The organism is Nonomuraea sp. NPDC001684 (genome assembly GCF_053596515.1).
The window spans coordinates 1-6,118 of record NZ_JBSFGJ010000520.1 but is presented as its reverse complement, the minus strand read 5'-3'; the positions used below and the strand labels follow the sequence as shown (position 1 = coordinate 6,118).

Sequence of the window (6,118 nt, the reverse complement as noted above, 5' to 3'; positions counted from 1 at the left end):
GGGCTCGTGCGGGCGGTGCCCTTCCCGCTGCTCGCGGTGGGCGCCACCGCGGCGGTCACGGCCACGCTCGGCGAGGTCGGGATCGGGGCGGCGGCGTTCGGGCTGTCGCTGGGCGTCGCGGGGGTGCTGGCGGGCTATCTGCTGGGCACCGGCGTGCAGATGTGGATGCTGGAAGGGGTCGGGTCGCGCCAGGAGCTGGTCGACAGCTTCGTGGGCGCGTTGCACTGGTGGGCGTTGATCGGCGGCTTCCTGCTGGTGGGCGTGATCGTGCTGGCGGCGGTGATGGGGCGGCGGCCGTCCCGGGAGGAGGAGTCGTCGTCCGGTGATGAGCCGGCGGAGGTCGCGGTCGCGGTCGGGGCCGGTCGTGAGCGCGGGGCCGCGGCGCAGGAGCCGGTCACGACGTGGGGCTCGGTCGTTCCAGAAGGCTCTCCCGCGCCGGAGGAGGACGAGCCCGCCGAGCCCGTGCCCGCGGTGCCGCCGCAGGCGCCTTCGCCGGAGGACGGCGAGCGGTCCTGAAGTCCTCGCCCGCGCGCGTCATGCCTGTGGCGACGAGGGTGTGGGTGCGGACGGTAAGCTGAGCGACGGCTATGGCGACGCGAGGGCCCGTGTCCCGCGGAGCGCCCTCGTTGTCAGGCCAGGCGCCCGTAGCCGCGACCCGAATCTGTTCAAAGGAGAACCACACGTGTCCGAGCGCACTCTTGTCCTGATCAAGCCCGACGGGGTGAAGCGTGGCCTCATCGGTGACGTGATCGCCCGCGTGGAGCGCAAGGGCCTCAAGGTCGTGGCGATGGACCTGCGCACCCTCGACGCCGACACCGCCAAGGCGCACTACGCCGAGCACGCCGAGAAGCCGTTCTTCGGCGAGCTGGTCAACTTCATCACCTCGGCGCCGCTCGTGGCCCTGGTCCTTGAGGGCCCGCGCGCCATCGAGGCCTTCCGCGCGCTGGCCGGCGCCACCGACCCGGTCAAGTCCGCCCCCGGCACCATCCGCGGCGACCACGCCCTGGAGATCGGCGAGAACGTCGTCCACGGCTCCGACTCGCCCGAGTCCGCGGCCAGGGAGATCAAGATCTTCTTCCCCGACCGCTTCTAGCAGTCAGCTTCACCCGCGCGCCCGCTGGCTTCATGCCGTGCGGGCGCGTCTTTTTGTCGGCTGCGGGTTGTAGCGTTCACCGAGTCTGGCAGGCGCGGGCGCAGTTGATCCGGTCGTGTGGGTGCAATTCGGGCAAAATCCAGGTTGAGGTAGGGGCTGGAGATTTTTGTGGAGCGCGAGGGCTCATTGCGCTCACTGGTGGGTACGTCACGTTACGATTCGAATTCGATCCGTAGTCATTCGCGAACGACGATACGGAGGGCTCCGTTCCCCATGGGCAGCAAGCTCGCGTTTCTCGGCCGTGACATGGCGGTCGATCTGGGCACCGCCAACACGTTGGTCTACGTGCGTGGCCGGGGCATCGTGCTCAATGAGCCGTCAGTCGTAGCGATCAACACCACCACAGGCAAGATCGTGGCGGTGGGCATCGAGGCAAAGCGAATGATCGGTCGTACGCCCGGCAACATCGTCGCGGTCCGCCCGCTGAAGGACGGCGTGATCGCCGACTTCGACGTCACCGAACGGATGTTGCGCTACTTCATCCAACGAGTGCACAGACGACGCCATTTCGCCAAGCCGCGCATCATCATCGCCGTACCGAGCGGCATCACCAGCGTCGAGCAGCGCGCGGTGAAGGAAGCCGGATACCAGGCCGGCGCAAGGAAGGTCTACATCGTCGAGGAGCCGATGGCCGCCGCCATCGGGGCCGGGCTGCCGGTGCACGAGCCCACCGGGAACATGGTGGTCGACATCGGCGGCGGCACCACCGAGGTGGCCATCATCTCGATGGGCGGCGTGGTCACCAGCCAGTCGATCAGGATCGGCGGCGACGAGCTCGACCAGGCGGTGATCACGTTCGCCAAGAAGGAGTTCTCGCTGATGCTCGGCGAGCGCACCGCCGAGGAGATCAAGATGGCGATCGGGTCGGCCTGCCCCAACGGCGAGGAGACCCACGCGGAGGTGCGGGGGCGCGACCTGATCAGCGGGCTGCCCAAGACGATCATCGTGTCGAGCGAGGAGATCCGCAAGGCCACCGAGGAGCCGGTCAACGCGATCGTCGACGCGGTGAAGACCACCCTCGACAAGTGCCCGCCCGAGCTGTCGGGCGACATCATGGACCGCGGCATCGCCCTGACCGGCGGCGGTGCCCTGCTCAAGGGGCTCGATGAGCGGGTCAAGGCCGAGACCGGCATGCCCGTCCACCTGGTGGAGAACGCCCTCGACTCGGTCGCCATCGGCTCGGGCAAGTGCGCCGAGGAGTTCGAGGCCCTGCAGCAGGTGCTCGTTCCGGAGTCGCGGCACTGATGAGAGATTCGCGCCGGGCCCGGCTGATCCTGGGAGTGCTGCTGATGGCGGCGCTGGTCGTCCTGACCATCGACCATCGTGCGGGCGACAGCTCACCGCTGCGTCCGCTGCGCTCGGCGGGGTCCTGGGTGTTCGGCGCGGCCGAGCGGTTCGGCGGGGGCGTGGTGCGTCCCGTCGGCGGCTTCCTGCACGCCCTGGCCAGCGCGCCCAGCGCGCAGCGGCACATCGAGCAGCTGCAGGAGGAGAACGCCAGGCTGCGGGCCGGGCTGTCCTCCAGCACGCTCGACGCCACCCGCTCGGCGGAGCTGAAGAAGCTGCTCGGCCTCTCCGGCACCGGCGGCTACAAGGTGGTCACGGCCAACGTGGTGGCCAGGCGCGGGCAGCCGGGGTTCGAGGACAGCGTGCAGATCGACGTGGGCACCGGTGACGGGGTGCGTCCCGACATGACGGTGCTCAACGGTGACGGGCTGGTCGGCCGGGTCATCCACGCCTCGTCGGCCACCTCCACGGTGGTGCTGCTCAGCGACCCCGCCTCGGCCGCCGGGGGGCGGCTGGAGGGCGGCCAGGAGATCGGCGTGGTGCACGGGGTGGGCGAGAACGGGCGGCTCGTGCAGTTCCGGCTGCTCGACTCGACGGCGCCGATGGAGCGGGGCGGTCGCATCGTCAGCTTCGGCTCCAAGAACGGGCGGCCGTACGTGCCGGGGGTGCCGATCGGGGTGATCGAGCGGGTGGAGTCCACGCCGGGGGAGCTGACCCGCATCGCCTACGCCCGGCCGTTCGCCGACCTGACGGCGCTCGACGTGGTCGGCGTGGTGGTCGAAGGGCCCAAGCGGGATCCGCGTGACGCGGTCCTGCCGGTCAAGGAGGGGGCGCGGTGATCGGCGACGGCACGGCCTCCGGCGAGGCCGCTGCTGGCGTGGTGATCGGGGGATGAGAAGCGTGCTGCTTTCGGCGGGGACGGAGGCGCGGTGATCGGGGCGATGGTCGTGGTGCTGGCGTTGCTGGCACAGGTCATGCTGGTCAACCGGCTGCCGTTGCCGGCGGGCGGCGCGCCTGACCTGGTGCTGCTGGCGGTGGTGGGCATGGCGCTGGAGCGCGGACCGGTGGCGGGGGCGATGGTCGGCTTCTTCTCGGGGCTGCTGGTGGACCTGGTGCCGCCGACCGCGCATCTGATGGGCCAGTACGCGTTCGTGCTGGCCGTGGTCGGTTATGTGGCGGGGCGCGGCGCGGGCGGGCCGGCGACGACCGTCGTGCTGTGTGTGCTGATCGCGCCGCTGGTGGCCGTGGGGGTGGCCGGGCTGCTGTCCGATCCGCGGGTGTCGCTGGCGACGCTGACCCAGCAGGTGCCCGTCACCGTTCTCTACACGCTCATCGTGGCGCCGGTGGTGATCTGGCTGGCCACCCGGGGGAGACAGCCGAGGTACTCGACATGATCCGCATGCGTACCAGGTTGCTGGTGCTGCACGTCCTGGTGGTGCTGCTGCTCGTCGTGCTGGCCGTACGGCTGTGGCAGGTGCAGGTCGTGCGCGGCCAGGAGTTCGTGACCAGGGCGATGGAGACCAGGACGCGCACGGTGATCGTGCCCGCGGTGCGGGGGCAGATCCTCGACTCGTCGGGGCGTCCGCTGGTGCGCAACAGGACGGCGCTGGTCGTGTCCGTCGACCGGACGAAGCTGAACAGGATGCCGGGCGGGGGGATGAGCGTGCTGCGCAGGCTCTCCTCGGTGCTCGACCGGCCGGTCAAGGACCTGCGGCAGCGCATCACGCCCTGCGGGCCGGGGGTGGGCAAGCCGTGCTGGACGGGGTCGCCCTACCAGCCGGTTCCGCTGGACGAGAAGGTGGACACGCGCGAGGCGTTGCAGATCCTGGAGCGGCAGGAGGAGTTCCCGGGGGTGACCGCGGAGATCCACTCCGTCCGGCAGTACCCGGGCGGACGGGCCGGGGCGCAGATGCTGGGTTACCTGCAGCCGGTGACCGAGGCGGAGCTGGAGAAGCGCGAGGGGCTCAAGGCCAGCTTCTCCGGTGTCGACCTGGCGGGGCGCGACGGCATCGAGTACGTCTACGACGACGCGCTGCGTGGCAAGTCGGGGCTGCGCAGGGTGCAGGTCGACCGGATGGGCAAGGCCCTCGGGGTCGAGGAGCAGGTGCCGCCGGTCGCCGGCGACCACCTGGTGACCAGCATCGACGCGCGGGTGCAGGCGGTGACGGAGAAGGCGCTCGCCAACGCGATGAAGAGCGCGCCCGGGGCCGACGGCGGCGCCGCGGTGGTGCTCGACGCGCGTTCCGGGCGGGTGGTGTCGGTGGCCAGCGCGCCGGGGTACGACCCGGAGATCTGGGCCGGTGGCATCTCGGCCAAGGGCTACCAGTGGCTGTTGTCGGACAAGTCGGGTAAGCCGCTGGTGTCGCGGGCGATCAACGGGCAGTTCGCGCCCGGTTCGACGTTCAAGGTGTCGTCGGTGTCGGCGATGTTGCGGGCTGGGTATCCGCTCAACGGCACGTACGACTGCCCCGGGGCGTACATGGTGGGCGACCGGTCCTTCAGCAACTTCCGGGGGATCGGCCTCGGGCAGATGAACCTGCACACGGCGCTGGTCAAGTCGTGCGACACCATCTTCTACCGGGCGGCGTACGAGCAGTACCTGAAGGACGGCGGGCGCAACCCGAAGAAGCGCACGAAGGAGGTGTTCGCCAACACGGCCAGGGCCTTCGGCTTCGGCCGGCCGACCGGGGTCGACCTGCCGGGCGAGTCCTCCGGGCGCATCCCCGACCGGGCCTGGAAGAAGGACCTGTGGAACCGCACCAGCGCCACGAGCTGCGAGCGGTCGCGCAAGGGATATCCGGAGGAGAAGGACCGGGCGCGGGCCGACTTCCTCAAACGCCTCGCCCTGGAGAACTGCACCGAGGGCTTCCTGCTGCGGCCCGGTGACTCGGCCAACTTCGCCATCGGCCAGGGCGACGTCCTGGTGACGCCGATGCAGCTCGCGCGGGCGTACATGGCGCTGGTGAGCGACGGCAAGGTCCGCAGCCCGCGCATCGGGTGGGCGCAGGTGAGGCCCGACGGCAAGGTGGTCAAGACCATCGACGTGCCGGTGGTCGGCAAGCTGCCGATCAGCGACAAGGAGCGTAACTACATCAAGAACGCGCTGAGCCAGGTGCCCTCCGACGGCACCGCGGCGGGAGCGTTCACCGGCTTCCCGATGGACAAGGTGCGCATCGGCGGCAAGACCGGTACCGCGGAGGTGTGGGGCAAGAAGGACACCTCGTGGTTCGCGTCGTTCGCGCCCACCAACAATCCGCAGTTCGTGGTGGTCGTCATGGTGTCGCAGGGTGGCATGGGCGCCTCGACCGCCGCGCCGGCCGCACGCGAGATCTACGAGGGCATCTACGGCTTCAAGGGGCAGCCGGCCGCCGTGCCCGGCGGAAGACTCCCGACCAAGCTGCCGAAGTTCGCGCCCGACGGGACGGTGATCCACCAATGAACCGCGCCGTGGCCGCGCGGCGGCCCTCGCTCATCCAGCGGGCGATCGGCGAGCACTCGGTGGTGCGCCGCATGGACGGGCTGATGCTGGTCGCGGTGGCCGGGCTGTGCCTGATCGGCACCCTGCTGGTGTGGTCCTCGACCCGCACGTGGGCGCCCGGCGCCACCGGGCTGGTCAAGAAGCACCTGCTCAACGAGGTCATCGGCGTCACCTTGTGCGCCGTGGTGGCGATGGTCGACCAT

General features: G+C 70.4%; 5 protein-coding genes and 2 pseudogenes. All 7 read left to right on the top strand.

The features are described from left to right. A pseudogene (locus tag ACWCSD_RS45875) lies at positions 1-516 on the top strand (hypothetical protein); the annotation flags it as partial. Positions 517-682: 166 nt separating this feature from the next. After that, the gene (ndk, locus tag ACWCSD_RS45870; RefSeq protein ID WP_449924936.1) at positions 683-1,093 is read left to right on the top strand and encodes a nucleoside-diphosphate kinase; all 411 of its coding nucleotides are present in this window, start codon (positions 683-685) and stop codon (positions 1,091-1,093) included. Between the two features lie 273 nt (positions 1,094-1,366). Further along, a complete protein-coding gene (locus ACWCSD_RS45865) occupies positions 1,367-2,398 on the top strand; it encodes a rod shape-determining protein (RefSeq protein WP_352328454.1) in 1,032 nt (343 codons plus the stop codon). Continuing rightward, positions 2,398-3,276, top strand: a complete 879-nt coding sequence (gene mreC, locus ACWCSD_RS45860; protein ID WP_352328455.1) for a rod shape-determining protein MreC — start codon at positions 2,398-2,400, stop codon at positions 3,274-3,276. The genes ACWCSD_RS45865 and mreC overlap by 1 nt, the downstream gene beginning before the upstream one ends. A 90-nt stretch (positions 3,277-3,366) precedes the next feature. After that, positions 3,367-3,831, top strand: coding sequence for a rod shape-determining protein MreD (gene mreD, locus ACWCSD_RS45855; RefSeq protein WP_352328456.1), 465 nt, complete (start codon positions 3,367-3,369; stop codon positions 3,829-3,831). Then, complete coding sequence (gene mrdA, locus ACWCSD_RS45850) at positions 3,828-5,876, top strand: penicillin-binding protein 2 (RefSeq protein WP_397163099.1); 2,049 nt, start codon at positions 3,828-3,830, stop codon at positions 5,874-5,876. Before mreD ends, mrdA begins: the two co-directional genes overlap by 4 nt. Further along, positions 5,873-6,118, top strand: a pseudogene (locus ACWCSD_RS45845) (rod shape-determining protein RodA); the annotation flags it as partial. The gene mrdA and the pseudogene ACWCSD_RS45845, both read left to right, overlap by 4 nt.